Source organism: Lentzea chajnantorensis (assembly GCF_054300775.1).
On sequence record NZ_JBSDZT010000002.1, the window covers coordinates 8,107,501 to 8,134,451 of the forward strand.

Annotated in this window: 28 protein-coding genes and 1 riboswitch (1 of these 29 running past the window's edge); of the genes, 9 read left to right on the forward strand and 19 right to left on the reverse strand. The window is 71.4% G+C overall.

Annotated elements, in window-relative coordinates; translation table 11 throughout:
• Positions 1–228 carry the 5' end (the start) of a polysaccharide lyase 6 family protein gene (locus ACVDFE_RS38810; protein WP_458433905.1) on the reverse strand. The gene continues 1,116 nt to the left of window position 1, outside the view, so only the first 228 of its 1,344 coding nucleotides appear in the window; its start codon is at positions 226–228; its stop codon lies beyond the left edge, outside the window.
• 43 nt (positions 229–271) lie between these two features.
• A complete protein-coding gene (locus ACVDFE_RS38815; RefSeq protein ID WP_458433906.1) occupies positions 272–706 on the reverse strand; it encodes an NUDIX hydrolase in 435 nt (144 codons plus the stop codon).
• A 73-nt stretch (positions 707–779) separates the two neighbouring features.
• Here ACVDFE_RS38815 and ACVDFE_RS38820 point away from each other — a divergent pair, with 73 nt between their 5' ends.
• From ACVDFE_RS38820 to rpsT, 3 genes are all read left to right on the forward strand, one after another.
• Positions 780–1,712, forward strand: a complete 933-nt coding sequence (locus ACVDFE_RS38820) for an SPFH domain-containing protein (protein ID WP_458433908.1) — start codon at positions 780–782, stop codon at positions 1,710–1,712.
• Positions 1,712–1,930, forward strand: a complete 219-nt coding sequence (locus tag ACVDFE_RS38825; protein WP_458433910.1) for a hypothetical protein — start codon at positions 1,712–1,714, stop codon at positions 1,928–1,930. The genes ACVDFE_RS38820 and ACVDFE_RS38825 overlap by 1 nt, the downstream gene beginning before the upstream one ends.
• Positions 1,931–2,159: 229 nt before the next feature.
• Positions 2,160–2,426 carry a 30S ribosomal protein S20 gene (rpsT, locus tag ACVDFE_RS38830; RefSeq protein WP_030468084.1) on the forward strand — a complete coding sequence of 89 codons (267 nt, stop codon included), beginning with the start codon at positions 2,160–2,162 and terminating at the stop codon, positions 2,424–2,426.
• Positions 2,427–2,627: 201 nt separating this feature from the next.
• Here rpsT and holA read toward each other — a convergent pair whose 3' ends face one another.
• Positions 2,628–3,605 carry a DNA polymerase III subunit delta gene (gene holA, locus ACVDFE_RS38835; protein WP_458433912.1) on the reverse strand — a complete coding sequence of 326 codons (978 nt, stop codon included), beginning with the start codon at positions 3,603–3,605 and terminating at the stop codon, positions 2,628–2,630.
• A gap of 78 nt (positions 3,606–3,683) precedes the next feature.
• Positions 3,684–3,803: riboswitch (SAM riboswitch) on the forward strand.
• Positions 3,804–3,814: 11 nt separating this feature from the next.
• Between holA and thrC the strand changes: the two genes are divergently transcribed.
• A complete protein-coding gene (gene thrC / locus ACVDFE_RS38840) occupies positions 3,815–5,071 on the forward strand; it encodes a threonine synthase (protein WP_458433914.1) in 1,257 nt (418 codons plus the stop codon).
• A 79-nt stretch (positions 5,072–5,150) separates the two neighbouring features.
• Here the strand turns inward: thrC and ACVDFE_RS38845 are convergent, their stop codons facing one another.
• The 10 genes from ACVDFE_RS38845 to ACVDFE_RS38890 all read right to left on the reverse strand — a co-directional run bounded on the left by ACVDFE_RS38845 (position 5,151) and on the right by ACVDFE_RS38890 (position 15,966).
• Entirely contained in the window at positions 5,151–7,904 is a 2,754-nt protein-coding gene (locus ACVDFE_RS38845) for a DNA internalization-related competence protein ComEC/Rec2 (RefSeq protein ID WP_458433916.1), read from the reverse strand.
• A 1,021-nt stretch (positions 7,905–8,925) separates the two neighbouring features.
• Positions 8,926–9,612 carry a helix-hairpin-helix domain-containing protein gene (locus ACVDFE_RS38850; RefSeq protein WP_458433917.1) on the reverse strand — a complete coding sequence of 229 codons (687 nt, stop codon included), beginning with the start codon at positions 9,610–9,612 and terminating at the stop codon, positions 8,926–8,928.
• 87 nt (positions 9,613–9,699) lie between these two features.
• Complete coding sequence (locus ACVDFE_RS38855; protein WP_360399311.1) at positions 9,700–10,593, reverse strand: DegV family protein; 894 nt, start codon at positions 10,591–10,593, stop codon at positions 9,700–9,702.
• A 20-nt stretch (positions 10,594–10,613) separates the two neighbouring features.
• The gene (octT, locus tag ACVDFE_RS38860; RefSeq protein ID WP_360399314.1) at positions 10,614–11,327 is read right to left on the reverse strand and encodes a diglucosylglycerate octanoyltransferase; all 714 of its coding nucleotides are present in this window, start codon (positions 11,325–11,327) and stop codon (positions 10,614–10,616) included.
• Positions 11,324–11,929: a histidine phosphatase family protein gene (locus ACVDFE_RS38865; RefSeq protein WP_360399317.1), complete on the reverse strand. Its 606-nt coding sequence runs from the start codon at positions 11,927–11,929 to the stop codon at positions 11,324–11,326. The genes octT and ACVDFE_RS38865 overlap by 4 nt, the downstream gene beginning before the upstream one ends.
• A 3-nt stretch (positions 11,930–11,932) precedes the next feature.
• A complete protein-coding gene (rsfS, locus tag ACVDFE_RS38870) occupies positions 11,933–12,322 on the reverse strand; it encodes a ribosome silencing factor (RefSeq protein ID WP_360399320.1) in 390 nt (129 codons plus the stop codon).
• A gap of 142 nt (positions 12,323–12,464) precedes the next feature.
• Positions 12,465–12,668 (reverse strand): transcription antiterminator/RNA stability regulator CspE, encoded by a 204-nt coding sequence (cspE, locus tag ACVDFE_RS38875; RefSeq protein ID WP_053735596.1) that lies wholly within the window; start codon positions 12,666–12,668, stop codon positions 12,465–12,467.
• An 85-nt stretch (positions 12,669–12,753) separates the two neighbouring features.
• Entirely contained in the window at positions 12,754–13,335 is a 582-nt protein-coding gene (gene nadD / locus ACVDFE_RS38880; RefSeq protein WP_360399323.1) for a nicotinate-nucleotide adenylyltransferase, read from the reverse strand.
• 179 nt (positions 13,336–13,514) lie between these two features.
• On the reverse strand, positions 13,515–14,684 hold the full coding sequence (locus ACVDFE_RS38885; RefSeq protein WP_458433918.1) for a cytochrome P450: 1,170 nt from the start codon (positions 14,682–14,684) through the stop codon (positions 13,515–13,517).
• A gap of 16 nt (positions 14,685–14,700) precedes the next feature.
• Complete coding sequence (locus tag ACVDFE_RS38890; RefSeq protein ID WP_458433919.1) at positions 14,701–15,966, reverse strand: glutamate-5-semialdehyde dehydrogenase; 1,266 nt, start codon at positions 15,964–15,966, stop codon at positions 14,701–14,703.
• A 63-nt stretch (positions 15,967–16,029) separates the two neighbouring features.
• Here ACVDFE_RS38890 and ACVDFE_RS38895 point away from each other — a divergent pair, with 63 nt between their 5' ends.
• On the forward strand, positions 16,030–18,114 hold the full coding sequence (locus tag ACVDFE_RS38895) for a RecQ family ATP-dependent DNA helicase (RefSeq protein ID WP_458433921.1): 2,085 nt from the start codon (positions 16,030–16,032) through the stop codon (positions 18,112–18,114).
• 9 nt (positions 18,115–18,123) lie between these two features.
• Here the strand turns inward: ACVDFE_RS38895 and ACVDFE_RS38900 are convergent, their stop codons facing one another.
• Positions 18,124–18,618 carry a DinB family protein gene (locus tag ACVDFE_RS38900; RefSeq protein ID WP_458433922.1) on the reverse strand — a complete coding sequence of 165 codons (495 nt, stop codon included), beginning with the start codon at positions 18,616–18,618 and terminating at the stop codon, positions 18,124–18,126.
• Positions 18,619–18,642: 24 nt separating this feature from the next.
• Here ACVDFE_RS38900 and ACVDFE_RS38905 point away from each other — a divergent pair, with 24 nt between their 5' ends.
• Both ACVDFE_RS38905 and ACVDFE_RS38910 read left to right on the forward strand, forming a co-directional pair.
• Positions 18,643–19,563 carry a carbon-nitrogen hydrolase family protein gene (locus tag ACVDFE_RS38905; protein WP_458433923.1) on the forward strand — a complete coding sequence of 307 codons (921 nt, stop codon included), beginning with the start codon at positions 18,643–18,645 and terminating at the stop codon, positions 19,561–19,563.
• A 298-nt stretch (positions 19,564–19,861) separates the two neighbouring features.
• Positions 19,862–20,911 (forward strand): cytochrome P450, encoded by a 1,050-nt coding sequence (locus ACVDFE_RS38910; protein WP_458433924.1) that lies wholly within the window; start codon positions 19,862–19,864, stop codon positions 20,909–20,911.
• On the opposite strand, the gene ACVDFE_RS38915 is transcribed toward ACVDFE_RS38910, so the two are convergent.
• Entirely contained in the window at positions 20,889–21,383 is a 495-nt protein-coding gene (locus ACVDFE_RS38915) for an anthrone oxygenase family protein (protein WP_360399347.1), read from the reverse strand. The genes ACVDFE_RS38910 and ACVDFE_RS38915 overlap by 23 nt on opposite strands.
• On the opposite strand from ACVDFE_RS38915, the gene ACVDFE_RS38920 reads away from it, so the two are divergent.
• The gene (locus tag ACVDFE_RS38920; protein WP_458433925.1) at positions 21,382–22,284 is read left to right on the forward strand and encodes an AraC family transcriptional regulator; all 903 of its coding nucleotides are present in this window, start codon (positions 21,382–21,384) and stop codon (positions 22,282–22,284) included. The genes ACVDFE_RS38915 and ACVDFE_RS38920 overlap by 2 nt on opposite strands.
• Here ACVDFE_RS38920 and ACVDFE_RS38925 read toward each other — a convergent pair.
• Positions 22,266–22,649, reverse strand: coding sequence for a VOC family protein (locus ACVDFE_RS38925; protein WP_360399353.1), 384 nt, complete (start codon positions 22,647–22,649; stop codon positions 22,266–22,268). The two genes, ACVDFE_RS38920 and ACVDFE_RS38925, sit on opposite strands and share 19 nt — an antisense overlap.
• Positions 22,650–22,722: 73 nt before the next feature.
• Here ACVDFE_RS38925 and ACVDFE_RS38930 point away from each other — a divergent pair, with 73 nt between their 5' ends.
• Positions 22,723–23,988 (forward strand): MFS transporter, encoded by a 1,266-nt coding sequence (locus ACVDFE_RS38930; protein WP_360399356.1) that lies wholly within the window; start codon positions 22,723–22,725, stop codon positions 23,986–23,988.
• Here the strand turns inward: ACVDFE_RS38930 and ACVDFE_RS38935 are convergent.
• From ACVDFE_RS38935 to obgE, 3 genes are read right to left on the reverse strand one after another with little or no spacing between them, the layout of a single operon-like run.
• Entirely contained in the window at positions 23,951–24,349 is a 399-nt protein-coding gene (locus tag ACVDFE_RS38935; RefSeq protein WP_458433926.1) for a VOC family protein, read from the reverse strand. The two genes, ACVDFE_RS38930 and ACVDFE_RS38935, sit on opposite strands and share 38 nt — an antisense overlap.
• Positions 24,350–24,359: 10 nt before the next feature.
• Positions 24,360–25,487 carry a glutamate 5-kinase gene (gene proB / locus ACVDFE_RS38940; protein WP_360399362.1) on the reverse strand — a complete coding sequence of 376 codons (1,128 nt, stop codon included), beginning with the start codon at positions 25,485–25,487 and terminating at the stop codon, positions 24,360–24,362.
• A 4-nt stretch (positions 25,488–25,491) separates the two neighbouring features.
• Positions 25,492–26,949: a GTPase ObgE gene (gene obgE / locus ACVDFE_RS38945; RefSeq protein ID WP_360399365.1), complete on the reverse strand. Its 1,458-nt coding sequence runs from the start codon at positions 26,947–26,949 to the stop codon at positions 25,492–25,494.
• Between the last annotated feature and the right edge of the window lie 2 nt (positions 26,950–26,951).

Consider the following 26,951-nt stretch of genomic DNA (forward strand, 5'->3'; position numbering starts at 1 on the left):
GCCGACGGTCTGCGCGGCGACGGTGATGCCGGACCTGGTGATCTTGACGGGCCGGTCGGCCGGGTGGACGCCTCGTGCGAGGACGATGCGCTGGCCTGGGCGGGCGGTGTCGATCGCGGCCTGCAGGGAGGACACGGTCGAGACGGCGACCACGGCGGCCTGGGCCGGCACGTGGACGAAGGACAACAGCAGGGCGGCCGCGGCGACAGCGGCCAGTGATCGGATCATTCGCCAACTCCGTTGTGGGCAGTTGGCGGCGGCAGGAGCGAACCTACCGCAGAATTCCCGCGGGTGGGGCGGTCCGGTAGAGGCCGAGGGCGGTGTCGAGGGACGGCACGCGGTCGAGTTGTCCGACGTCTGCGAGCGGGTGCCACTGGGCGAGGTCGGTCGTGCCGCCCACCTCGTTGCGCAGCTCGCCGCCGATGATCCGGACCTCGTACATGATGCGAAGTGCGTGGTAGTCGCGGCGGGACTCGGTGCGGAGCTCCGAGTCGATGCCGAGCAGGCGCACCACCTCGACGGTGAACCCGGTCTCCTCCTCGACCTCGCGGACGACCGCGTCGTACGGGTGCTCGCCGTGCTCGATGCCACCGCCGGGGAGGATCCAACGTTTGCCCGTTGGGCCAAGCCAGCGCGCCAGCAGGATCCGGTCCGCCTCGTCGACGCACACCCCGTACGCGGCCACACGCTGCTTCTTCACCCTCATGCGGCTCAGCCTAACTTGCGATCAACCGCAAAAAAGTGATATCACTTAGATACTACTTCACCAGGGGGTCTGGATGAGCGCAACCATCGACACGACAGTGCACATGCCGGCACCTGTCGTGCGCGAGAAGCACGCACGGGAGATCGCCGGTCTGCCGATGTTCTTCGCAGGGTTGGCGGTGTTCGCGGTGGGCGTGTGGACGATCATCGAGGGAGTCAGGGTCGCGGAGGCCAACGGCGGCGAGCCGTCGGCGGGGCTGCTGGTCGCGGGGGTGCTGGTGCTCCTGGCGGCGTCGCTGCTGATGAAGGGGCTGTTCACCGTCGCGCCCGGTGAGGCGCGGGTGCTGCAGTTCCTCGGCCGCTACGTCGGCACGGTCCGCTCGGACGGCCTGCGGTGGGCGAACCCGCTGACGACGCGGGAGAAGATCTCCACCCGCATCCGCAACCACGAGACGCAGACGCTGAAGGTCAACGACGCGGACGGCAACCCGATCGAGATCGCCGCCGTGGTCGTGTGGCAGGTCGAGGACACCGCGCGCGCACGGTTCGAGGTCGACGACTTCGTGCGGTTCGTGGGCATCCAGACCGAGACCGCGGTCCGGCACATCGCGACGAGCTACCCGTACGACAACCACGAGGGGGCGGGGCTGTCGCTGCGGGAGAACGCGGACGAGATCACCGAGACGCTCGCGATCGAGATCTCGGCACGCGTGCAGTCCGCGGGCGTGAAGGTCATCGAGTCGCGGCTCACGCACCTCGCGTACGCGCCGGAGATCGCCCACGCCATGTTGCAGCGGCAGCAGGCGGGCGCGGTCGTGGCGGCCCGCACCCGGATCGTCGAGGGCGCCGTCGGCATGGTCGAGCTCGCGCTGGAACGGCTCGCCGCGCACGACGTCGTGGAGCTCGACGAGGAGCGCAAGGCGGCGATGGTCTCGAACCTGCTCGTCGTCCTGTGCGGTGACCGCTCCACCCAGCCCGTGGTCAACACCGGGTCGCTGTACACCTGATGGCGGAGCGCAAAAGCGTTCTGCTCAGGCTCGACCCGGCCGTGCACGACGCGTTGAGCAGGTGGGCGAACGACGAGCTGCGCAGCACCAACGCGCAGATCGAGTTCCTGCTGCGGCGTGCGCTGGCGGAGGCAGGCCGGCTGCCCGGTGAAGCGAAGAAGATGCCGCGCCGCGGCCGTCCGCCGAAAAAACCGGAACCGGAACCGGACGCGGGTTGACCGGTCACTGCGGCACGCTGAACAGGCGTTTCAGCAGCATTGAACCGCTTCCACGGCGTTCGTGCTGTCAGCTCGTGCCGACCAGGCCGGGTTCACGGTGCGCTGAGCTGGCCTGATATCCTTCGTCGTCGTGAACGCGCGGCGCTCCGCCGTGGAGGAGAGCCGGCTCTCGCCGGTGCCGACCAAGCGCGTCACGAACTCCGGTTTCGACACAGAAGGGTGATGTCGCATGGCGAACATCAAGTCCCAGCTCAAGCGGATCAAGACCAACGAGAAGGCGCGCCTGCGCAACAAGTCGGTCAAGTCGTCCCTCAAGACGGCCATCCGCAAGTTCCGCGAGGCTGCCGAGGCCGGTGACAAGGCGAAGGCCCTGGAGCTGCTGCAGGACGCGTCCCGCAAGCTCGACAAGGCCGCCACCAAGGGCGTCATCCACGCCAACCAGGCCGCCAACAAGAAGTCGGCGATGGCGCTGCGCGCGAACCAGCTCGAGGGCTGATTCCGCTCACCTCAGAGCCGTCGGGAAGGGCTCGCTCCTCGTGGAGCGGGCCCTTTTCGCTGTTCTGGTGGGGATGAGGGCCATGGAGTCGCTCCACGCATTCACCTCATTGGGCTTCACGACGCGCCGTTCCGTGCGGAAGCTGGCGCGGCACGGTCAATTCCGGTGCGTGGACGGTTCCGCGGGAACGCCGCGAGGGTGCTACCGGCGGCCGTGTGCCGCCACGATCCGCAGCACGGCGCGCTCCAGCGCGTAGTCGGCGTCGGCGGCCACGCCCTTCACGTCGGCGTTGAGCCCCGCGACCACCTGCATCGCGTCCGCGAGACCCGCCTGCTCCCAGCCGCGGGCCTGCGCCTGAGCTTTCTTGATCTTCCACGGCGGCATGCCGAGCGGACCGGCCAGGCTGAACGGGTCGGCCCGGCCCACCGCGGAGACGCGTGCGACCGTGCGCACCGCGTCCGCCAGCGCGTCGGCGACCAGCACGTGCGGCACACCGAGCTGCATGGCCCACCGCAACGACTCCATCGCGCCCGCACGGTCACCGGTGACGGCCTTCTCCGCGACGGCGAAACCGGTCACCTCGGCCTTGCCCTGGTGGTAGCGGCGGATCTCCTCGACCGTCACCTTGCCGTCGGTGTCCGACACCAGCTGGGAGGCCGCCGCGGCGAGCTCGCGCAGGTTCGTGCCCACGGCGTCGATGAGCGTCGCGACCGCCTCGGGGTCGATCTTGCCGCCTGCCTGCCGCACCTCGTTGCGCACGAACGCCTCGCGCTCGGCCGACTTGGTGACCTTGCCGCACTCGGTGACCGCCGCACCGGCCTTCTTCAGCTGGCCGGGCAGGTCCTTGGCCGCCTTGCTGCGGCCGCCACCGGTGTGCACGACGACGAGCGTCACCCCGTCCGCGGGCGCCTTGAGGTAGGAGAGCACCGTGTCGGCGATCTCCTTGCTGATGTCCTGCGCGTTCTGCAGGACGATCACCCGGCCCTCGGCGAACAGCGACGGGCTCACCAGCTCGGCGAGCTCCGGCGGCGTGAGATCGCTCACCTGAACGCGGGTCAGGTCGGCCGACGCGTCGACCGCGCGCGCGGCCTCGAGTGCCGCCCGAACTGCGCGTTCGACCAGCAACTCCTCCTCGCCGACGACGAGGTGCAGTGACTCCGGTGCGCTCACGCTCCGCATCCTCCCACGTCCCGAATCGTGGACGTTTGTGGCCGAGCGGCGGAGACGTGCCGTACGTTGGTGGCCACAACTGAACACCGCTCATCCAGAGGGGCAGAGGGACCGGCCCGAAGAAGCCCCGGCAACCGGCGTCAGCGCTATGCGCAGACGATCACGGTGCCAATTCCGACCCGTTCGATTTCGCGGGAAAGATGAGGAGATACCTCGCGATGACTGCTGTCACTGTGCCCACGAGCACCAAGTTCGACCTCGGCCCCGCCCGCGCGCTGCTGTGCCGTGAGTGCGGAAATGAGACCCCTCTCGCTCCGGAATACGCCTGTCTCGAGTGTTTCGGGCCGCTGGAAGTGGCCTACGACTTCGGCAAGGTGCGGCGCGAGGACATCGAGGCCGGCCCCCGCTCGATCTGGCGCTACCGCGGCCTTCTGCCCGTTCCGTCCACTGTGGAACAGCACCCGAACACCGACCCCGGCGGCACCCGCCTGGTCGAGGCCGACCGCCTCGCGAAGGCGCTGGGCGTACGCAAGGTCTGGGTGAAGGACGACACCGGCAACCCCACCCACTCCTTCAAGGACCGCGTGGTCGGCGTGGCACTGGCCGCCGCCCGCGAGCTCGGCTTCAAGGTCCTGGCCTGCCCCTCCACCGGCAACCTCGCCAACGCCGTCGCCGCGGCCGCCGCCCGCGCCGGCTGGGAGTCCGTCGTACTGGTCCCCTCCTCCCTGGAACGCGCCAAGATCCTCATGAGCGCCGTCTACGAGGGCGCCCTGATCGCCGTCGACGGCAACTACGACGACGTCAACCGCCTCGCCCAGGAGCTCGCCGCCGAACACGAGGACTGGGCGTTCGTGAACGTCAACGTCCGCCCGTACTACGCGGAGGGCTCCAAGACCCTCGGCTACGAGGTCGCCGAGCAGCTCGGCTGGCGCCTGCCCGACCAGATCGTCGTGCCGGTCGCCTCCGGCTCCCAGCTCACCAAGATCGACAAGGCCTTCCGCGAGCTCGGCCAGCTCGACCTCGTCGAGGCCTCCCCGTACCGCGTGTTCGGCGCCCAGGCCACCGGCTGCTCGCCCGTGTCCACCGCCTTCAAGGACGGCCACGACGTCATCCGCCCGGTCCGCCCCGACACCATCGCCCGCTCGCTGGCGATCGGTGCCCCCGCCGACGGCCCGTACGTGCTCGACACGGTCCGCCGCACCAACGGCGCCATCGAGGACGTGACCGACGAAGAGGTCGTCGAGGGCATCAAGCTCCTCGCCCGCACCGAGGGCATCTTCGCCGAGACCGCCGGCGGCGTGACCGTGGCGACGGCGAAGAAGCTGATCGAGACGGGCCAGCTCGACCCCGACGGCGAGACCGTCCTGCTGATCACCGGTGACGGCCTCAAGACCCTCGACGCCCTCGGCGACACGATCGGCCCGCGCGCCACTGTGCCGCCGTCGGCCGAGGCCGTGCTCAAGGCACTGGGCTAGGTCGTTCGTTCAGCAGATCACCTCCTCCCGGTCCGGGGACGTCCGCGTCCCCGGACCGCGTCGTTTCACGCGGTGAGCGTCAGAGGGTGATCGCGGCCGACTTCGTCCAGCCCGTGCGCGGGAAGCGGCGCAGCTCGTCGCGAACGTGCGGGCCGACCGGTTCCACCTCGGCGCGCCAGGCCACGATCCGTTGCGGCCACGGGGCTTCTGCTTTGAGGGCGTTGTAGTGGTACTCGTGCCAGACGTCCGGGGCGATGCGCATGCCGTCGTCGAACACGTGCTCGGCGACGAGGTCGTAGGCGGCGTCCGCGTCGGCGGCCTCCGTGGGTGGCAGCACGTGCGTGGCGCGGGCGCGGTAGGTGATGGCGCGGCTGCCGTCCTCCAGTGTTTCGCAGAGGTAGTAGGCGAAGTCGGGCTTCAGTTCGTCGTGCGGCCACTGGGTGGCGGGGTAACCGGGCTGCCACATCGCCCAGGCGAAACCGGGCGTGCCGCCGGGAATCGGGTAGCGCGCGTTGTGGAGCCTGATCCAGACCTGGTCCATCTTCCTTCTCCTTTTCCTTCGTACGACTCGGCTTCCTGGCAACACCGCCAGGTCGCCGTCCTTGTCCGTGCGCAACACCAGGGCGCCACCCGCCCGCAGCGCGTCGATCACCTGCGGGCTCGGGTGCCCGTAGCGGTTGCCGGTGCCGACGCTCACCAGTGCGATCCGCGGTCGCACGCGTTCCAGGAACGCGGGCAACGAGGAACGTGAGCCGTGGTGGGGCACCTTGAGCACCTCGGCCCCCAGGTCCCGCTCCCCCAGCAACGCGGCCTGGCCGGCCAGTTCGACGTCACCGGTGAGCAGCACCCGGCCCGCGGGTGTGGTGGCCCGCAGTACGAGCGAGTAGTCGTTCACGACCGTGTTCGTCTCCGCGACGACCGGTTGCCGCCGCGGGCCCAGCACCTCCAGTTCCAGCCCCGGCCAGGCGAACCGCTCACCCGCCTTCGGTTCCAGCACCCGCACGCCATTCGCGCGCGCCTGCTCGTTGACCTCCTTCCACGCCCACGCCGGCTCCTTGAGCGGTCCCACCGCCACCGCGCCCACCGCACGCCCGGCGAGCACCGCCTGCAGACCGCCGATGTGGTCGGCGTGCAGGTGCGACAGCACGATCAGCGGGATCCGCGTGATCCCCAACGTCCTCAGGCACCGGTCGATCGCGCCGGGGTCGGGCCCGGTGTCGACCACAACCGCGCGGTCGGCCTCCGCAGTGGCCAGCACGAGCGCGTCGCCTTGGCCGACGTCGCAGCTCACGACTTTCCAGCCGGCCGGTGGCCACATCGGCGCGATGGTCCGCATCGGCACCAGCGCCACGAAGCCGCCGACGAGGAGCGCGACCGTCAGCACCCGCGTCTTCTTGTTGCGCAACAACAGGAAGACGATCGCCGTGACCACCGCCAGCGCGAGCCCGCCGACCCAGCCCTCCGGCCAGCTCAGCGACGCACCCGGCACCGTCGCCGCGTGCCGCCCGACCAGGACCAGCCACGTCACGGCCGGCCCGGCCACGTGCACCACCACCTCGGCAGCCGGTGGGAACAGCGGCGCGATGACCGCCGCCACCACACCCAGCACCGTCGCGGGTGCCACCACCGGTGCGACGGCCAGGTTCGCGAGCACCGACACGAGGCTGATCTGCCCCGACAACCCGACCACGAGCGGAGCCGTCGCGAGGCTGGCGACCGCGGGCACGGCAAGTGCTTCGGCGAACCCTTGCGGCACACCGCGTTCCTTCAGCCTGCGTGCCCATCTCGGTGCCACGAGCACCAACGCCGCCGTGGCCGTCACGGACAACGCGAACCCGGGATCGGCTCCCAGCGCCGGATCGACGAGCACCAGGACGAGCACCGTCGTCGCCAACGACGGCAGCGCTGACCGTTCGCGGCCGATGAACAGCGCCAGCAACGCGACGGCACCCATCACCGCGGCCCGCAGCACGCTCGGCTCGGGACCGGCCAGGGCCACAAACCCCACGAGTGCCACCAACGCACCCACCGCCGCCTTGCGCGGACCGGTCTTCCGCAGCAGCAGGTAGACCGCGCCGCAGACGATGGCCAGGTTCGCGCCGCTCACCGCGAGCAGGTGGGCCAGGCCCGCTGTCCGGAACTCGTCGACGACGCGCGGCACCATGTGCTCGGTGTCGCCCACCACCAACGCGGGCAGCAGTCCCGCCTCCTCCTCGCCGAGGGTGGCGCTGGCCCTGCTCAGGCCGTCGCGGAGGTGGTCGGCCCAGCGCTGCCAGGCCGGTGGCGGCTGCACGTCCGCCGGTGGCCCGCGGACCCGGAGCAGGGCGGAGGTGAGGTCGCCCGGTCTCGGCGGCGCGAGCGAGCCCTTCACCGTGACCCGCTGACCGGGCAGCAGATCACGCCACTGCGCGGCCGGCGCGAGGATGACGACGGTGGCCCCGTTCGCCGTCGCGGTGACGACGACGTGGTCCACCCCGGCCTGGTGCCCGCCGAACCCCGCGGCCCGGATGCCACGCGGTCTCGTGCTCAACTCCGCGGTCACCGTGGTCGTGCGGCCCTCGTCGGCGGCCAGGCGGAGCGGGTGGGTCTCGGCGCGCAGGACGTGGCTGCCGACCCAGGCACCGGCGATCGGGCCGGCGAGCAGGAGGGCGATCGCGCACGTCTTGGGCCACCACGCCCGGTGCCAGGCGATCAGGCCGACCGCGCCGGCGGACAGTCCGATGAGGACTGCGGCCTGCCAGCTCAGGTAGAGGCCGGACAGGGCCGTTGCCCACACCGCGGTGGCTGCGGGGACCAAGCGGTAGTCGTGGGTTACCGGGTGTCTGCGAGGCATGGTCGGGCCTTCGCTGTCGGGGCGCTTGGGGTGGGGTCGGTGAGGAGGGTGGCGAGTGCGCGGCGGTTGGAGCACCAGGCTCGGCGGCGCCAGGCTCGGCGTTGGGCGAGCAGGACGGCTGTTCCTGTGGACAGTCCGATGAGGACTGCCGTGTGGCGGGTCAGGAACAGGGCGGCCAGGGCGGTTGCCCATACAGCGGCGGTTGCGGGGATTAGGGGGTGGTCGTGGGCTGGGTGTCTGCGGGGCTCGGGTGTGGGAGGTCGCGCCGCGATGGTGGAGGACCGGGGCGCGGGGGCGGGAGATCGAGGTGCGGCCGTGGGAGACCGGGAGGCGGCGGTGGGAGGGCGGGGCGCGGCAGTGGGAGGCCGGGGCGTGGTGGCGGGGGCACGGCTGGTTGTTGTGCGGGTGCGGGCTCGGCGGTGTGGGAGGCCGTTCGGGGAGAACTCGCGGACGGTGACGAACGGGGTGCGCAGGAGGCCGGAGTACAGGCGGCCGGGGCGGGTGGACTGGTGCCAGATGAGGTCGGGTGCGGGCATGGCGACGATGCAAGGCATGGGAGTTCCTCTCGGCGAGTGCGAGGTGGGCTGTGGAACGCGCGGCGTCGGGCACGGGCGCGGGCGTGGGGTGGAGCGCGGGCGTGAGTGGGACGCGGGCGCGGGTGGGCAGGGCGCGGTGGGCAGGGCGCGGTGGGCAGGGCGCGGCGGGCAGGGCGCGGCGGGCAGGGCGCGGCGGGCAGGGCGCGGCGGGCAGGGCGCGGCGGGCAGGGCGCGGCGGGCAGGGCGCGGCGGGCAGGGCGCGGCGGGCAGGGCGCGGCGGGCAGGGCGCGGCGGGCAGGGCGCGGTGGGCAGGGCGCGGTGGGCAGGGCGCGGTGGGGCGCGTGGGGCGAGGTGTCGAGCGCCGGGCCTCGGGTGCGGGCCGTCAGCGGGGACGAGGTGCAGGCAGCCAGGGGCGGGCGAGGTCAGCGGGATGGCTGCGGGAGCCCGGCGTCTGGGATGGGGCCAGCGGGTGGAAGCGCTGGGGGTCAGGTGTGGACCAGGTCGGCGAGTTTCGCGAGTTTGGTGTCGCCGATGCCTTCCACGTCGCGGAGTTCGTCGACGGAGGCGAACGGGCCCTTGCGGGTGCGGTGGTCGACGATGCGCTGGGCGGTGACCGGGCCTACTCCGGGCAGGGAGTCGAGGTCGGTGGCCGAGGCAGTGTTCAGGTTCAGCTTGGCCGGGTGCACGGCCGCGGGTGGGGGTGGGATGCCGACCGCGATCTGTTCGCCGTCGGTCAGTTTGCGGGCCAGGTTGAGGCCGTGGAGGTCGGTGCCGGGGTGGATGCCGCCGGCCAGGCGCAGGGCGTCGGCGACGCGGGCGCCGGAGGTGGCGGTGACGAGGCCGGGGGTGGCGACCTCGCCGATCACGTTCACGACCAGTTCGGGGGCCGGGGCGCTGGTGCTGACCAGGGCCAGGTCCGGTGCGGACTCGGCGGTGGGGCGTTGCAGCCAGGTGGACAGGCCGATGACCGTGCAGGCAACGGCGATGCCGAAGGCGAGCAGGCCGCGGCGGGGCAGCCGGGGCAGCCGGGGCAGCCGGAAGCGGCGGGGGTGGCCGTGTTCAGTGGAGTCGGCGGAGTTCGCGTGGACGAGGGTCGGGTCGGCGCGGACCTTGGCGGCCAGTGCTTCCAGGCGGTCGGCCGGGGTGTCGTCGTGGTGGGAGCGGGGGAGCATGGGGTCGAAGTTACGGAGTGGGAGGGGTGGGGGGTGCGGGGGAAGTGCCGGGCTGTGGGTTACTCGCGGGTTGTGGACAGGTCGCGATCACTCGCTGCTCGGGGAACCGGGATTGTCGGGGGTGTGTGGGAGGATGTCCGGTCCTCCTGGCAGGACCACCACGCCGAGGACGCCGGGGCCCGTGTGCGCGCCGATCACCGCGCCGACCTCCGAGATCACGCACCCGGTCGAGCCGGGGAGGCGTTCGTCCAGGTGGGTGGCCAGTTCTGCGGCGCGTTCCGGGGCTGCGAGGTGGTGCACAGCCAGTCCCACCGGGCCGTCGCCGGCCGCCGCCGCGGCGAGGTCCACCAGTCGGGCCACCGCCCGGCTCATCGTGCGCACCTTCTCCAGCGGCACGATCCGGCCGTCGTCGACGTGCAGCAGCGGCTTCACGGCCAGCGCGGTGCCCACCAGGGCCGCGGCCGCACCGATCCGGCCGCCGCGGCGCAGGTGGTCCAGGGTTTCGACGCAGAAGAACATCCGGGTCTCGGCGGCCGCGGTGGACGCGGCGTCCTCGACCTCGGCGTGCGAATGCCCGGCACCGACAGCGGCACACGCGCGCAGCACGGCGAACCCGAGCCCCATGCCCGTCGACCGCGAGTCGACCACGCGGATGCGGGACGGGTCGATCTCCTCCGCCGCGAGCCGTGCTGCCTCCCACGTCCCCGAGAGCTCGCGCGAGAGATGAACGGACACGATCGCGTCGGACGACGACAACACGTCCCGGTACACGTCGGCCATCTCGCCCGGTGTCGGACGCGACGTGGTCACCCGGCGGTGCTCCGCCAGCGCGGCGGCGAGCTCGGCCGGGCCGAAGTCGACGCCGTCGAGACGCCCGGCACCGTCCACCGCGACGTGCAACGGCACCACGGTGATCGAATGGCGCTGCGCGAACCCCTCGGGCAGATACGCCGTGGAGTCGGTGACGATGGAGATGCGCACGAGCGACGAGCCTACGGCCCTCACTCCTCCGTGTGATTGACCGCCACGGACGAGATGAGCTCGGCCATGGCCTCGCCCACCAGCTCGTGCCCCTCCCAGCCCCAGTGCATCCCATCGGGGTTGCCCGCACCCGAACGGACGTGCGGGCCGATCACCGCGGGCAGGTCCAGCAGGGGCACCTCCGCATGTGCGGCCCACCCGCGCACAGCCTTCACCGCAGCCGCGTGCCCGGAGTGCACGAACCCGTACGACTCGGCCCGGTGCACTGACGGCACCATCCCGATCGCGGGCATCGTGTACTGGAGATTGCGCACTGACTGCAGCGAGTCGCGCAGATAACGAGCCGTCAGCGCCGGAGGCAGGGCAACGCGCGCATACGGCGCCAACAGTGGCTGCGCGGCGATGTAACGCGCGCGCACCCACCGTCGCAACCAGTCAGGCCGCACATAACGCAGCCCTTCGCGCAGATAGGTCGGCAGCGGCGACGGCAGCGTGTCCATGCTGCCGACCGCGAAGATCAGCACGTCCGTGGACGGCAGCAACGACCAGATCCGCGGATCACCCGTCAACGCCCACCAGGCGTCCCGCGCCGTCCACCCGAACCCCGCGGCCAGCTCCGCCGACCCGCCCAGGGCCGCGGCACAGAGGTTGTGCCACAGCCGCGGATGATCGGCGGGCAACGGCCCGGACGGTCCGAAGAACGACAGCGAGTCGCCCAGGACGAGCAGTCTCAACGCGTGGTGCCCGCGTTGTACGACGACAGCCGCCACCGGTCGTTGCGCCGGGTGAACACGGTCCAGTGGCAGTTCGAGATGCCGCCGAGCTGCGACCAGTTCTCCACCGGCAGTTCGAGCAGTCGCCCGGTCAACGCGCTGATCAGGCCGCCGTGCGCGCACAGCAGGACGGTCTCGGAGAACTCCGCGTCGACCTCCTGCACGACCTTGATGGCCCGCTCGGCGACCTCGACCCGCGACTCACCGTCCGGCGGCGTGTAGGTGGGGTCGGTGCGCCACACGGTGACCGCACCCGGCCACTCCTGGTCCACCTCGGCCGTGGTCAGCCCCTGCCACTTGCCCAGGTGCGTCTCGCGCAGCCGCGCGTCGATGCGCAACGGCACGTCCGCGGACGTGGTGAACACACGCGCCGTGTCGCGCGCACGTTGCAGATCGGAGGCGACCACGACCTCCGGTTCGAAGCCGGCGAGCACCGGAACGGCGAAGCGCGCCTGGTTGAGGCCGGTCTCGGTGAGCGCCGAGTCCAGGTGGCCCTGCAGGCGGCCGGTCGCGTTGTAGTCGGTCTCGCCGTGCCGCCACAGCACGAGCCGGCTCAGGGCCATCGGCTACCCCTGCTCGGCCGCGGTGTCGGCGGGGACGTCCGCTTCGAACTCGATGCGCGGGCAGTCCTTCCACAGCCGCTCCAGGCCGTAGAAGCTGCGCTCCTCGGTGTGCTGCACGTGCACGACGACGTCCACGAAGTCCAGCAGCACCCACCGGCCCTCGCGGGCCCCTTCGCGGCGCACCGGCTTCGTGCCGGCCTCCCGCAGCTTCTCCTCGATGTTGTCGACGATCGCTCCGACCTGCCGCTCGTTGGGAGCGGACGCGATCACGAACACATCGGTGATCACGAGCTGGTCGGAGACGTCGAGCACCGTCACGTCGTGCGCCTTCTTGTCGGCCGCTGCGTTCGCCGCGACCAGCGCCAGCCGTCGTGCCTCGTCGGTGGCTGCCACGTCACTCCTCTGACTTCCGGCGGACGTCGATACGCCCGCACGAGTTACTGAGGGTACCGGCGAGCGCCAAACAGGTACTTCACGCCCAGGCATGACGAAGGCCACCTCAGCGCCCTGAGGTGGCCTTCACCTGCGCCGAAGACTAGATCGGGCGGACCTGCTGGGCCTGCGGGCCCTTCTGGCCCTGACCGACCTCGAACTCGACCTTCTGGTTCTCCTCGAGCGAGCGGAACCCCTTGGACTGGATCTCCGAGTAGTGCACGAAGACGTCAGCCGAGCCGTCGTCGGGCGCGATGAACCCGAAGCCCTTTTCGGCGTTGAACCACTTCACGGTGCCTGTAGCCAAAGTCTTGCCTTCCACGAACCAGCAACAACCCGTCGATTGTTGCTCCCCGGGCCCTCGGATGCACGCAAAATCCACTCGAACGTGATTACGACTCGGAGTACAGGCCCGTCTTGGCGATGTACTGGACCACCCCGTCCGGTACGAGGTACCAGACCGGTTGGCCCGAGGCGGTGCGGTCGCGGCAGCCCGTGGAGGAGATCGCCATGGCCGGGACCTCGACCAACGAGACGGCGCCCGGCGGCAGGTGGTGGTCGTCCAACGTGTAGCCCGGACGGGTGACTCCGATGAAGTGGGCCAACGCGAACGCGTCCTCCGCGCGTTTCCAGGACAGGATCTGCTCGAGCGCGTCCGCGCCGGTGATGAAGAACAGCTCGGCGTCCGGGTACTGCGCCTTGAGGTCGGTCAGCGTGTCCACGGTGTAGGTGGGGCCCTCGCGGTCGATGTCCACGCGGCTGACCGAGAACCGGGGGTTGGATGCGGTGGCGATGACCGTCATCAGGTAGCGGTCCTCGGCCGGGGAGACCTCGCGCGAGGCCTTCTGCCAGGGCTGACCGGTCGGTACGAAGATCACGCGGTCCAGGTCGAACCTGGCCTGCACCTCGCTGGCGGCCACGAGGTGGCCGTGGTGGACGGGGTCGAACGTGCCGCCCATGACGCCGATGCGCATCGAAACAGCGTAGACGGGCGCCGGACCGCTCCCGAGCTCCGGCGCCCGTCGTGCTGATCACACCGCACGGCCCAGGGGGAGGACGGGCCGTGCGGGTCGCGGCCCACCCCGAAGCAGAGCCGCGCACCGGGGAAACGCACCCGCCGCTCCCCCATTACGCGACTTCGTGAAGATTTTTCTCACCAGCTCGCCACGAGCCGCAACGGGCCCCTGACCAGCGAACCCTTGCGGAACTCGACGGATTCGGCCAGCCGCAGCCCCGGCATCCTGCGCAGCACCGCGGCCAGTGCGACGTGCAGCTCCATCCGCGCGAGCTGCGAACCGAGGCAGAAGTGGACGCCGTGGCCGAACTGCAGGTGCTGACCGGTCTCGCGGTCCAGGTCGAACTCGGCGCTGTCGCGGTACACGGACTCGTCGCGGTTGGCCGACGACACCACGACCAGCAGCGCGTCACCCTCCTCGACCCGCACGTCCCCGATCCGGACGGCCTCGGTCGCGATCCGCGGGAAGCCGGCGCCGCTGCCCAGCGGGACGAACCGCAGCAGCTCCTCGACCGCGCGGGGAACTTCCTGGGGGTCGTCGACCAGCCGCTGCCAGACGCCGGGGTGTTCCAGCAGCGTGAGGATGCTGTTGCCGAGCATGTTCGCGGTGGTCTCATGACCGGCGACGAGCAGCGTGATGCCGAACCGGACCAGCTCGTCCTCGCTGAGCCGGTCGTCGTTGTCACGGGCGGCGACCAGTGCGCTGTACAGGTCGTCCGTGGGCTGCGCACGGCGTTTCGCCACCAGTGCGGTGAAGTAGGCGTGGAGCTTCGCGACGCCCTCCGCCGCCTCCTGGGGCGTGTTGCCGCCGACCGTGCCCATGACCTGGTTCGACCACGTGCGGAACTCCGCGCGGTCCGCGAAGGGCACGCCGAGCAGCTCGCAGATGATCGTGACCGGGAACGGCGTCGTGAAGCCCTCGACCAGGTCGCCGGGGTTGTCGAGGCGGTCGAGCAGGTCCTCGGTGATCTCCTGGGCACGCGGCCGCAGCGCCTCGACCCGCCGCACGGTGAACGCCTTCGACACGAGGCGGCGCAGGCGGGCGTGGTCCTCGCCGTCGGAGGTCAGGATCGACCCGCCGGGCGCGATGAGGGGCTGCATCCGCGGCACGTCCCGCCCGACGGTGCGGGCGCGGCTGAACCGCGGGTCGCCCAGGACGAACTTCGTCTCTTCGTACGACGTGACGAGCCAGCCCTCGCCGCCGTAGGGGAACATCACGCGCGCAACGGGTTCTTCGCGCCGTAACCGTTCATACGCCGGGTCGAGGGCCAGGCCGTCGGGTTCGGAGAACGGGTAGGTGGGAGCCATGTCCCCGAAGGTAGGGCTACGCCTTCGGGCGCGTGTGCCCTTCGCCCCACGCGACCCACTTCGTGGACGTCAGCTCGGTCAGGCCCATCGGGCCGCGGGCGTGCAGCTTCTGCGTGGAGATGCCGATCTCCGCGCCCATGCCGAACTCGGCGCCGTCGGTGAAGGCCGTGGAGGCGTTGACGAACACCGCCGCCGCGTCCACACGGGCGGTGAACCTGCGTGCCGCCGCGACGTCGTTCGTCACGATGGCCTCGCTGTGCCCGGAGCCGTGCTGGGCGATGTGCTTGACCGCGTCGTCGAGGGAGTCGACCACCCTCGCGGCGATGTCGAGGCTCAGGTACTCGGTGCCCCAGTCGTCGTCGTTGGCCTGCACGACATCGGGCTGCTGCGCGAACTGGTCGTCACCGTGGATGGTGACGTCCTCCTGCTGCAGCGCCTTGGTGATGCGCGGGACGAACTCCGCGGCGACGTCCTTGTGCACCAGCAGGGACTCGGCCGCGTTGCACACGCTGGTGCGCCGGGTCTTGGCGTTGAGGACGATGGCCTCGGCCATGTCGAGGTCGGCGTGCGCGTCCACGTAGACGTGGCAGTTGCCGACGCCGGTCTCGATCGTGGGCACGGTCGCCTGCTCGACGACGGCGTTGATCAGGCCGGAGCCGCCGCGCGGGATCACCAGGTCGACCAGGCCGCGTGCGGTGATGAGGGCCGTGACGGACGCGCGGTCGTGGCACGGCAGCAGCTGTACGCAGTCAGCCGGCAGGTTCACGCTTTCGAGTGCGTCGCGCAGGACGGCGACGAGCGTCGTGTTCGAGTGCTCGGCGGTAGAGGAACCGCGCAGCAGAGCGGCGTTGCCCGACTTCAGCGCGAGACCGGCGGCGTCGACCGTGACGTTCGGGCGGCCCTCGTAGACCATGCCGACGACGCCCATCGGGACGCGGACCTGCTTGAGCTCCAGCCCGTTCGGCAGGATCGAGCCGCGCACGACCTCGCCGACCGGGTCGGCGAGTCCCGCGACGGTCTCCAGGCCCTTGGCCACGGCGTCGACGCGCGCCTCGGTCAGCGTGAGCCGGTCGAGGATGTTCTCCGGCAGACCGGCCGCCCTGCCCGCTTCGAGGTCCTTCCCGTTGGCCTCGATGATCTCCGGCGTGCGCGCGCGGAGGGCGGCGGCCATCTCGTGCAGCGCGGCGTCCTTGCGCTCACGGGTGGCGAGGACGAGGTCGTCGGCGGCGACGCGGGCGCGGCGGGCTGCGGCGTGCACCTGGTCGCGCAGGTCTTCAGTCACGCCGCACAGCTTACGACCTGCGGCAATCACAATTGTCAGACCTACCTGGCAAGCTTGCTCCCCATGGACGACATCGCGTTGCGGGAACTGGCGGAGGAGCGGCTCCGGGCACTGGCGGGCCCGGAGGCGGTGCTGCGCGAGGACCAGTGGACGGCGATCCACACCCTCGTGGCGCAGCGCCGCAGGGCACTGGTCGTCCAGCGCACGGGGTGGGGCAAGTCGGCGGTGTACTTCATCGCCACGGCGTTGCTGCGGCAGCTCGGCGAGGGCCCGACGGTCATCGTCTCGCCGTTGCTCGCGTTGATGCGCAACCAGGTCGACGCGGCGGCGCGGGCCGGGGTGCACGCGGTGACGATCAACTCCGCCAACACCGACGAGTGGGACGCGGTGCAGGCGCAGGTCGCCGCCGGTGAGGTCGACGTGCTCCTGGTGAGCCCGGAACGGCTGAACAACCCGGACTTCCGCGACTCGGTGCTGCCCTCGCTGACGGCCTCGGCCGGTCTGCTCGTGGTCGACGAGGCGCACTGCATCTCCGACTGGGGCCACGACTTCCGGCCGGACTACCGCAGACTGCGGACGCTGCTGGCGGAGCTGCCGCCGGGCGTGCCGGTGCTGGCCACGACGGCGACGGCCAACGACCGGGTGGTCCACGACGTCACCGAGCAGCTGGGGCTCGGTGCCGAGGAGGGCACGCTGGTGCTGCGCGGGCCGCTGGACCGCGACAGCCTGCGGCTGGGCGTGGCGCAGCTGCCGACCGCCGAGGCGCGCCTGGGCTGGCTCGCCGAGCGGCTGGAGCGGCTGCCTGGCTCGGGGATCATCTACACCCTCACGGTCGCGGCGGCGGACGACATCGCCGCGTTCCTGTCCGACCGGGGCTTCGCGGTGGCCGCGTACTCGGGCAAGACCGAGCCGGCCGAACGGCAGCGGGCCGAGGAGGACCTGCTCGCCAACAGGGTCAAGGCCCTCGTCGCCACCTCCGCGCTGGGCATGGGGTTCGACAAGCCGGACCTGGGGTTCGTCGTGCACGTCGGCGCGCCCTCCTCCCCCATCGCCTACTACCAGCAGATCGGCCGGGCGGGCCGCGGTGTCGAACGCGCCGAGGTGATCCTGTTGCCCGGCCACGAGGACCGGGACATCTGGGCGTACTTCGCGTCCCTGGCGTTCCCGGCCGAGGTGGTCGTGCGGCAGGTGCTGTCCGCGTTGTCCGGGGCGGGCAGGGCGCTGTCGACGGCCGCGCTGGAGCCGGTGGTCGAGCTGTCGCGCGGGCGGCTCGAGGTCGTGCTCAAGGTGCTGGACGTGGACGGCGCCGTCCGCAGGGTGCGCGGTGGCTGGGAGGCGACCGGGCGGCCGTGGGAGTACGACGGCGAGCGGTACGCGCGGATCGCCGAGGCCCGCCGCGCCGAGCAGCAGGTGATGATCGAGTACCAGCGGACGTCGGCGTGCCGGATGCGGTTCCTGCAGGACCAGCTCGACGACCCGACCGCGCACGACTGCGGCCGCTGCGACAACTGCACGGGCGAGCGGTTGTCGGTGGACGTGTCCGAGACCGCGGCCGGCGCTGCCCGCGAACGGCTGCTGCGGCCGGGCGTTGACGTGGCGCCGCGCAAGATGTGGCCGACCGGCATGAAGGCGATCGGCGTCGACCTGTCCGGCAAGATCCCCGCGTCCGAGGTGGCGGCCACGGGACGGGCGCTGGGCCGGCTCACCGACATCGGCTGGGGCAACCGGCTGCGCGACCTGCTCGGCGACGGCGCCGACCGGGAGATCCCCGACGACGTGTTCGCGGCCTGCGTGAAGGTGCTGTCGGTGTGGGGCTGGGACGAGCGCCCGGTCGGCGTGGTGGTGGTCGGCTCCCGCAACCGCCCGTCCCTGGTGGGCAGCTTCGGTCAGCGCATCTCGTCGATCGGCCGGCTGCCGTTGCTGGGCACGGTCTGGCTCGGCGAGTCGACGCACCGGGCCAACAGCGCCCAGCGGCTGGCCGGCCTGGTGCGGTCCGGCGAGGTCCCCGACCTGTCCGGTGTGGACGGTCCGGTGCTGCTGGTGGACGACCACGTCGACACCGGCTGGACGATGACCGTGGCCGCCCGGCTGCTCAGGAGGGAGGGGGTGCCCGCGGTGCTGCCGTTCGCGCTGGCGGTGACGAACTGACGCCGGGCTCTACCGGGCGGCCAGCCGCCGGAGCTGTCCGATCTCGGCCACGTTCTTCATCAGCTCGGCGTTGACCCAGGCGAGGGTGTGCGCGACGGACATCGTCCCGTCCGGCCACGGGAAGCCGGTGGTCGCCTCCAGGTCGGCGGTCGCCAGCACGTCCAGCCACTGCGCGCGCAATCCGCGCAACCACTCCACGGCCAGCTCCGGCCCCGGCCACACCACCTCTCGCGGCTCGTCCCCGCGCACGTGGTCGATCGCGGCCGTCCACCACCAGCCGATGTGCCACGTCAGCCAGGCCGTCGTGGCCACGCCGGTGGGTTCCTGCTCGGGCGTGGGCCAGTCGCGGTCCCACCCCGTGCCGTTGTGGCGCATGGTGAACACGGCAGGGGCCTGCGGTTCCCAGAGGAGGTCCGCGGGGTCCAGCAGCTCCAGGTGGTGCTCGAACAGCGACCAGGTCAGCTCGAACTGCCAGCGCAGCAGGTCGCGTTGGGAGACAGCCATGTCGTCAACCTAGAGGAGGTCGTCGTGCGCGTTGCCGCTGCCCAGGCCCGCTGTCCGTGGCTGGACCGCGAGGCAGGCGTGCGCAAGGTGGTCGACTTCGTGGGGCGGGCCGCGGCAGAGGGTGTGGAGCTCGTCGTGTTCCCGGAGACCTTCTTGCCGGGCTACCCGATCTGGCTCAGCGAGGCCGGTGGTGTGGAGTTCGACGACGACCGGCAGGAGGCGGCCTGCGCGGCGTACCGGGAGCTCGCGGTCGAGCTGAGCGGACCCGAGGTGCGGGTGGTCGTCGAGTCCGTCCGGGACCACGGGGTGTTCACCTACCTCGGGATCGCCGAGCGCGGGCCGGGGCGCGGCACCGTGTACTGCACGCTGCTGGCCATCGACCCGGTGACCGGTGTGTGCGGTGTGCATCGCAAGCTGGTGCCCACGCCGGAGGAACGGGCGGTGTGGAGCAACGGGGACGGGCACGGCCTGCAGGTGCACGAGGTCGGCGGTGTGCGCGTCGGCGGCCTGTGCTGCTGGGAGAACTGGATGCCGTTGGCGCGGCACAGTCTCTACGCGCAGGCACCGGACCTGCACGTGTCGGTGTGGCCGGGCTCCACCAGGCTGACCGGCGACATCACCCGGTTCGTCGCGCTGGAGGGCGGGGTGTACTCGCTCGCGGCCGGAGCGGTGGTCGACTACGCGGACGTGCCAGCCGGTTTCCCGCTGCGGGACGAGGTCCTGGCGGCCCGGCACCGCTCGCCCTACGACGGCGGGTCGGCGATCGCGGGGCCGGACGGCCGGTGGCTGGTGGCACCCGTGCGGGGCGAGGAGCGGCTCGTGATCGCCGACATCGACCCCGCGGAGGTGCGCGGTGCGCGGCGGGAGCTCGACCCGGACGGGCTCAGGGCGAGACCGGACGTGTTCGGGGTGAGCGTGAACCGAAGACGGGGCTTTCCCGGCTGACGGACCGCAGCGGGCGCGAGCACTCGACGAACAGCATCGCGGTGGTGTTCACGCTGGTGCTCACCGGCCAGCCGTGCAGGAGCAGGCGTTGGAGGCGGCCGCCGCGGTAGGCCACCTGCCGAAGGGTCCTCTGTGGCAGTGTCCTCGGCATGACTGCGGGTGTCGTGCGGTTCCGGCGGGCCGAGCTCCTCCTCGCGGCACACCGGCGGTTCGGGCCGGTCGTGCGGCTGGGCCCGTACACCTGCCTGCTCGGGCCGGAGGCGAACCGGTTCGTGTCGCGAACTCCGGGCTGTTCGGGGTGGAGCGGGCGTTCCAGTCGCTGGTGCCGGTCGACGGGCCGACGTCGTTGATCGTCAGCGACGGCGAGGACCACGGGCGGCGGCGCCGGCTCGTGCAGCCGGCGTTGGCGCACCGGCGGATCGCCGGGTACGCACCGGTGATGGTGGCCAACGCCGAGGCGGCGCTCGACGCGTGGCGGCCCGGTGCGGTGGTCGACGTCTACCAGGAGTTCCGGCGGGCGATCCGGCGCAGCACGATCGAGGCGTTGTTCGGGGCGGAGCTCGCCGGGGACGCGGACTTCTTCGGGGCGCACCTGCAGGTGCTGATCAACCTGATCGACCGCAACCCGGCCGTGGTGACGGTGCTGCGCCGGCTGAACGCCCCTGCCTGGCGCAACGCGATGCGGGCGCGGCGGGCCGTCGACGCGCGGGTGTACCGGGCGATCGAGGAGGCGCGGGAGAAGGGGACGGCCGAGGACGACCACGTGCTCGCGGCGCTCGTGCACGGCGGGGGTGACGACGGGCTGAGCGACCTGGAGGTGCGCGACCAGGTGGTGACGCTGATCGCCGCCGGGTACGAGACGACGAGTGCCGCGATGGCGTGGTCGGTGTTCAACCTGTTGCGGCACAACGGGATCTGGGAGCGCGCGGCGGAGGACGACGAGTTCCTCGGCAACGTCGTGAACGAGACGCTGCGGCTCTACCCGCCCGCGGTGGTGTCGGCGCGGACCGCGACGCGGGACTTCGAGTTCGCCGGGAAGCGGATCGAACAGGGCACCTTCCTGCTGTACAGCCCGTACGTCACGCACCGGTTGCCCGAGGTGTGGCCGGATCCGCTGCGGTTCGACCCGGACCGCTGGGAGCACAAGCCCGCGCCGCACGAGTTCCTGCCGTTCGGCGGCGGGCCGCACCGGTGCATCGGCGCCGGTCTCGCCGTGACGGAGCTGACCGTGATGCTGAAGGCTTTGCTGCAGCGGCCGAAACCGGTGTTGCTCGCCCAGCGGGTCACACCGGTGAGCCTGGCGGCGATGCGACCGAAGCAAGGCATCAAAGTCCGAGTGGCAGGGTGACCGCCGAGGCGAGACCGGCGACGCCGCGCACGTGGTTCCACAACGTCCACCGGCGCAGGTACTCGGGCCAGTAGGCGTCGTCGGTCCGTTCAAGACGGTTGTTCATCGGCACGTTGACGACCATCGTCAGCACGAACACGCCGACGAGGTAAAGCAGGCCGCCGACATGGCGCCCCTGGACGACCTCGATCCCGCACACCACCGCGGTACCAAGGAAGACGAGCAGGAACACCGGGTTCTGGATGCGGGCGTTCAGGCGCCGCATGGCCGCGCGGCCGTGTTCGGGCGGAAGGTCCGCGAGACCGGGCATCACCGAGGTGGAGAACGCGAAGAAGACGCCGGCCATCAGACCGGTTGCGGCGCTTGCGATGAGCGTGGTGGTGTCCATGATGCCAACCCTGTCCCGATCAGCGTGGACTCTCAATGACAGTTCATCGCGCAGCTTTGCTCGATCGTCCAGAATGTCGGGCATGACGGACGCGCTGGCCGAAGCCCTGCACCTGCTGCGCATGTCCGGCACCTTCTACTGCCGGAACGAGCTGACCGAGCCGTGGGGCCTCACGATGCCCGACATGGCGGACTGCCTGTGGTTCCACGTGCTCACGAGCGGTCGCTGCCAGGTCGAGGCCGACGGCGGGACCACCGTCCTCGCCCCCGGTGACGTCCTGCTGGTGCCCGGCGGCCAGGGCCACCGCCTGTTCAGCACCGCGGACGCCGCGTCGCCGGTGGTGACGACCTTGCCGCACGAGTTCGAGACCGACAACTACGCGATCCTGCGCCATGGCGGCGGTGGCGGCGTGACGCACCTGGTGTGCGGCACGGTGCGGTTCGACCACCCGGCCGCCCAGCACCTGGTCGAGGTGCTGCCGCAGGTCCTGCACGTCCGCCAGGCCGACGACATGCGCGCGATCATCGACCTGATGGCCGCCGAGGCGCGGACGCTGCGCCCCGGCGGGGAGGCGGTCATCACCCGCCTCGCCGACGTGCTGGTGATCCAGACCATCCGCTCCTGGCTCGCGAACGACCCGGCGGCGCGCACCGGGTGGCTGGGCGCGTTGCAGGACCGGCAGATCGGCCGGGCGCTCGCGCTGATCCACCGCGACCCCGCGCACCCGTGGACCGTCGACCGCCTCGCCCAGCGGACCGCGATGTCCCGTTCGGCGTTCGCGGCCCGCTTCACCGGCCTGGTCGGCGAGTCGGCGATGCGGTACGTGACGCGGTGGCGCATGCACGTGGCGATGAACCGCTTGCAGGACCGCGACTCCACGGTCAGCGAGATCGCACGCGGCCTGGGCTACGAGTCGGAGGCGGCGTTCAGCCGGGCGTTCAAACGCGTCGTCGGCGTCTCGCCCGGTCAGGCCCGCGCGGGCTGAAGCAGGTCCCAGCGGTTGCCGTAGAGGTCTTCGAACACGGCCACCTTGCCGTAGACCTCGTCGCGTGGCGTCTCCAGGAAGCGCACGCCGAACGCGGTCATGCGGGCGTGGTCGCGGTCGAAGTCGTCGGTGGTGAGGAAGAACCCGACCCGGCCACCGGTCTGGTCACCGACGCGTGCGGCCTGTTCCTCCGATGTGGCCTCCGCCAACAACAACGACGCACCGTCGCCCGCCGACACCACCACCCAGCGCTTGTCGCCCTGTGGCGTGTCCTCGACCAGCGTGAACCCGAGACCGTCCACGTAGAAGCGGATCGCCTCGTCGTAGTCGCGGACCACCAACGTCACCAAACCAATGGATCGCACGCCGACGAGTATCGCCCTCCCCGCCTGATGAGACGCACCCACAGGGGATTGCGCTGTGTGACAGGGTGATCGCATGGCGGTTACTTCGGAAACGCATCGACTGCCCGTGCGCAAGCTGGTCGCGGCCTCGGCCGGCAACGCGGTCGAGTGGTACGACTGGGGCATCTACACCGCGTTCAGCATCTACTTCGCCACGCAGATCTTCCCGAAGGGCAACGAGGCCGCTGCCCTGCTGAGCACGTTCGCGACGTTCGCGCTGGCCTTCTTCTTCCGCCCGCTCGGCGGGTACCTGCTCGGCCGGTTCGCGGACGTCCGCGGGCGGCGGACCGCGATGCTGCTGACGATCGTGCTCATGTCGGGCGGGTCGGTGGTGATCGGGTTGCTGCCGACGTTCGAGCAGGTCGGGTGGCTGTCCCCGGCCCTGCTGGTGCTGGCGCGGATCGCCCAGGGCATGGCGCTGGGCGGCGAGGTCTCCAACGCGTCGGCGTACCTAGGTGAGATCGCCAAGCCGAGCCACCGCGGGCGGTACTCGTCGTTCTTCTACATCTCGACCGGTGCCGCAGTGCTGGTGGCGTCGCTGCTCGGGTTCTTCCTCAGCCGCAGCCTCGACGCGGCGGCGATGGCGTCCTACGGGTGGCGGGTGCCGTTCCTGGTCGGCGGCGTGCTCGGGCTGATCGGGCTGTGGCTGCGGCGGGCGCTGCCGGAGACCGAGCAGTTCGAGGAGAACCGTGCGAAGGCGGAGAAGCTGAAGAACCCGTTGCTGACCACGCTGCGGGAGCACCCCAAAGCGGTCGGGCAGCTGGTGGGCTTCACGCTGTTGTCGACGCTGTGCTTCTACACGTTCTTCTCGGCGCTGACGCCGTTCGCGGTGAAGACCCGCGGTGCGGACGACGTCGACGTGTTCCTGGCGTTGTCGATCGCCACCGGTGTGTTCATCGTCCTGCAGTACCCGATGGGCTGGCTGGCGGACCGGGTGGGGCGCAAGCCGCAGATCCTGGTGTGGTCGGCGGTGACGGCGGTGCTGATCGTGCCGCTGTCCGCGCTGGTGCAGCCGGGGCTGGGGAACCTGCTCGTGGTGTTCTGCGTGGGCCTGGGGCTCTACACGACGATCACGTCGATCGCGCCGGCGTTGATGAGCGAGCTGTTCCCGACGGAGCTGCGCGGGCTCGGGATCGGTGCCTGGTACAACCTCACGGTCGCGTTGTTCGGCGGCACGGCGCCGCTGGTGATCCAGGCGCTGCCGGGCACCACGTTCTTCTGGTACGTGGCGGTGGCGGCGGTGATCACGTTCCTGGCGATCCTCACCCTTCCGGAGACAAGGGGTGTTCGGTTGAGCTGAGGCAGAACTCGTTGCCCTCGGGGTCGGCGAGCACGAACCACACGCCGTCCCGGCTGATCACCGCGGCGCCGAGGGCGACGAGCCGGGCCACCTCGGCCTCGACGTCGTCGCACCACAGGTCGACGTGCACGCGGTTCTTGCCGGTCTTGGGTTCCGGGACGCGGTTGAAGAAGAACCGGGGCGACCCGTCCAGCAACACCGACGGGTCGTCCTCGGGGTCGGCGATCCCCTTGCCGCGCAACCGTTCCAGCTCTTCATCGGTGTACGGCGCGAGCTCGTGGTCGTCCAGCACCGCCGCCCAGAACCTGGCGAGCGAGGCGGGGTGGGCGCAGTCGATGACGACGTCGTGCATCCGGGCCATGCGACCGAGGCTAGCGGTGCAGCGGCACCAGGTCGTCGGCGTGCACGACCTCGCGGCGTTGTTCCGCGGGCAGGTCGTGGGACTTGCGGCCGATCACCGACGGCAGCTCCGCCGAGTCGTAGCCCACGACACCGCGGGCCACCACGTCACCGGCGAGGCTGACCAGCTCGACGACGTCACCCGCCTCGAAGTCGCCGTCCACACCGGTGATGCCCGCGGCCAGCAGCGACCGGCGCCGGCCCACGACAGCGGCGACAGCGCCGTCGTCGAGGTGCAGGCGGCCGTTGGCGTCGGTGGCGTACCCGAGCCAGAAGCGGCGGGCGGTGAGCCGTGAACCCGTTGCGGCGAAAGCGGTGCCGACGTCGGCGGAGGTCAGCGCGCGGTGGGCCTCGGTGGCGCCGGTCAGCAGCACCGGGATGCCTGCGGAGGACGCCAGCCGTGCCGCGGCGAGCTTGGAGGCCATGCCACCGGTGCCCAGGCCGGACGCGCCGACGCTCCCGGCCCGCACACCGTCCACGTCCGCGGCGGACGCGACCTCGGAGATGCGCACCGCACCGGGCTGACGCGGGTCACCGGAGTACAGCGCGTCCACATCGGACAGCAGGAACAACGCGTCCGCGCCGACGAGGTGCGCCACCAGCGCGGCGAGGCGGTCGTTGTCGCCGAAGCGGATCTCCTCGGTGGCAACGGTGTCGTTCTCGTTCACGACCGGCACCGCACCGAGGGCGAGCAGGCGGTCGAACGTGCGCTGGGCGTTGCGGTAGTGGGCACGGCGCACCACGTCGTCCGCCGTCAGCAGCACCTGGCCGACGGTCAGCGCGTACCGGCCGAACGAGTTCGCGTACGCGTGCGCGAGCGTCAGCTGGCCGACGCTCGCCGCGGCCTGCTGGGTGGCGAGGTCGCGCGGGCGGCGGGAGATCTTCAACGGCGCCAGGCCAGCGGCGATCGCGCCGGAGGACACGAGCACGACCTGGCTGCCCGCCGCACACCGCGCGGCGAGGGCGTCGACCAGCGCGTCGAGACGCGCCGGGTCGAGCCCGCCTTCCGCTGTGGTCAGGGAGGAAGACCCGACCTTGACCACGATGCGGTTCGCCGAGGCGACCGCGGTGCGAGCTGGTGAGACCACGGGGGCCGTCACGGGTTCACTCCTCGTCGAAGTCGTCACCGTCGTCACCGGCGCCGGGCGCGCGGCGGGCCTTCTTCAGGGCCTTGCGCTCGTGGGCGCCGATGCGGTCGTTGCGCTCGAGACGGGCGTCCGTGCCACGTCCGGTCATCGTCATCGCGATGCCGGCCGGGGTGGTCGGCTCCCAGTCGAAGACCAGGTCGCCGATGGTGACCTGGCAGCCGGGAACGGCGCCCATCTTCACGAGCTTGTCCTCGACGCCCAGCCTGTTGAGGCGGTCCGCGAGGTAACCGACGGCTTCGTCGTTGGAGAAGTCGGTCTGGCGGATCCAGCGCTCGGGGCGTTCGCCCTTCACGATGAAGCCACCCTCGACCGAGGGGTCCTCGGTCACGGTGAAGCCCTGGTCGTCCACGGCGGTCGGCCGCAGCACGATTCGGGTCGACTCCTTCTTCGGCTGGGCCGCGCGGTACTCGCGCACGACCTCGGCCAGCTTGAACGTCAGCTCGCGCAGACCCTGGCGGGACACGGTCGACACCTCGAAGACCGGCAGGCCGCGGGCCTCGATCTCCGGGCGGACGATGTCGGCGAGGTCCTGCGCGTCCGGGATGTCGACCTTGTTGAGGATCACCACGCGCGGGCGGTCCTCGAAGTTGCCGCCCAGCGACGGCGTGTACTCCGAGAGCTCCTTCTCCAGCGCGTCGATGTCCGCGATCGGGTCGCGGCCCGGTTCGTACGTGGCGCAGTCGACGACGTGCGCGAGAACGGCGGTGCGCTCGATGTGGCGCAGGAAGTCCAGGCCGAGGCCCTTGCCCTGCGAGGCGCCGGGGATCAGGCCGGGGACGTCGGCCATCGTGAAGACGGTGTCGCCCGCGGTGATCACGCCGAGGTTCGGCACCAGCGTGGTGAACGGGTAGTCGGCGATCTTCGGCTTCGCGGCGGAGAGCACCGAGATCAGCGACGACTTGCCGGCCGACGGGAAGCCGAGCAGACCGACGTCCGCGACGGACTTGAGCTCCAGCACCAGGTCGCGGGTCTCACCGGGCTCGCCGAGCAGCGCGAAGCCGGGGGCCTTGCGCGCCTTGGACGCGAGCGACGCGTTGCCCAGGCCGCCCCGGCCACCGGCGGCGGCGATCAGCTGGGTGCCCTCGCCGACGAGGTCCGCGACGACCTCGCCGTCCTCGGTCAGCACGACCGTGCCGTCCGGGACGCGCAGGACCAGGTCCTCGCCGTTCGCGCCGTCGCGGTTCGCACCCGCGCCCGCCTTGCCGTTGGTGGCGGAGGCGTGCGGGCGGAAGTGGAAGTCCAGCAGGGTGTGCACCTGCGAGTCGACGACGAGGATGACGTTGCCGCCACTGCCCCCGTTGCCGCCGTCCGGGCCGCCGAGGGGCTTGAACTTCTCGCGGTGCACGGAAGCACAGCCGTTGCCCCCGTTGCCGGCGGCAGCGTGGATCACCACCCGGTCAACAAAACGAGCCACGG

Excerpts from the sequence above, each read along its gene's own strand:
- ACVDFE_RS38815 (WP_458433906.1), bottom strand. The coding sequence starts at position 706 with ATGAGGGTGAAGAAGCAGCGTGTGGCCGCGTACGGGGTGTGCGTCGAC.
- ACVDFE_RS38820 (WP_458433908.1), top strand. The coding sequence starts at position 780 with ATGAGCGCAACCATCGACACGACAGTGCACATGCCGGCACCTGTCGTG.
- ACVDFE_RS38825 (WP_458433910.1), top strand. The coding sequence starts at position 1,712 with ATGGCGGAGCGCAAAAGCGTTCTGCTCAGGCTCGACCCGGCCGTGCAC.
- rpsT (WP_030468084.1), top strand. The coding sequence starts at position 2,160 with ATGGCGAACATCAAGTCCCAGCTCAAGCGGATCAAGACCAACGAGAAG.
- holA (WP_458433912.1), bottom strand. The coding sequence starts at position 3,605 with ATGCGGAGCGTGAGCGCACCGGAGTCACTGCACCTCGTCGTCGGCGAG.
- thrC (WP_458433914.1), top strand. The coding sequence starts at position 3,815 with ATGACTGCTGTCACTGTGCCCACGAGCACCAAGTTCGACCTCGGCCCC.
- ACVDFE_RS38845 (WP_458433916.1), bottom strand. The coding sequence starts at position 7,904 with ATGCCTCGCAGACACCCGGTAACCCACGACTACCGCTTGGTCCCCGCA.
- ACVDFE_RS38850 (WP_458433917.1), bottom strand. The coding sequence starts at position 9,612 with ATGCTCCCCCGCTCCCACCACGACGACACCCCGGCCGACCGCCTGGAA.
- ACVDFE_RS38865 (WP_360399317.1), bottom strand. The coding sequence starts at position 11,929 with ATGGCCCTGAGCCGGCTCGTGCTGTGGCGGCACGGCGAGACCGACTAC.
- nadD (WP_360399323.1), bottom strand. The coding sequence starts at position 13,335 with ATGCGCATCGGCGTCATGGGCGGCACGTTCGACCCCGTCCACCACGGC.
- ACVDFE_RS38885 (WP_458433918.1), bottom strand. The coding sequence starts at position 14,684 with ATGGCTCCCACCTACCCGTTCTCCGAACCCGACGGCCTGGCCCTCGAC.
- ACVDFE_RS38895 (WP_458433921.1), top strand. The coding sequence starts at position 16,030 with ATGGACGACATCGCGTTGCGGGAACTGGCGGAGGAGCGGCTCCGGGCA.
- ACVDFE_RS38900 (WP_458433922.1), bottom strand. The coding sequence starts at position 18,618 with ATGGCTGTCTCCCAACGCGACCTGCTGCGCTGGCAGTTCGAGCTGACC.
- ACVDFE_RS38920 (WP_458433925.1), top strand. The coding sequence starts at position 21,382 with ATGACGGACGCGCTGGCCGAAGCCCTGCACCTGCTGCGCATGTCCGGC.
- ACVDFE_RS38915 (WP_360399347.1), bottom strand. The coding sequence starts at position 21,383 with ATGCCCGACATTCTGGACGATCGAGCAAAGCTGCGCGATGAACTGTCA.
- ACVDFE_RS38930 (WP_360399356.1), top strand. The coding sequence starts at position 22,723 with ATGGCGGTTACTTCGGAAACGCATCGACTGCCCGTGCGCAAGCTGGTC.
- ACVDFE_RS38935 (WP_458433926.1), bottom strand. The coding sequence starts at position 24,349 with ATGGCCCGGATGCACGACGTCGTCATCGACTGCGCCCACCCCGCCTCG.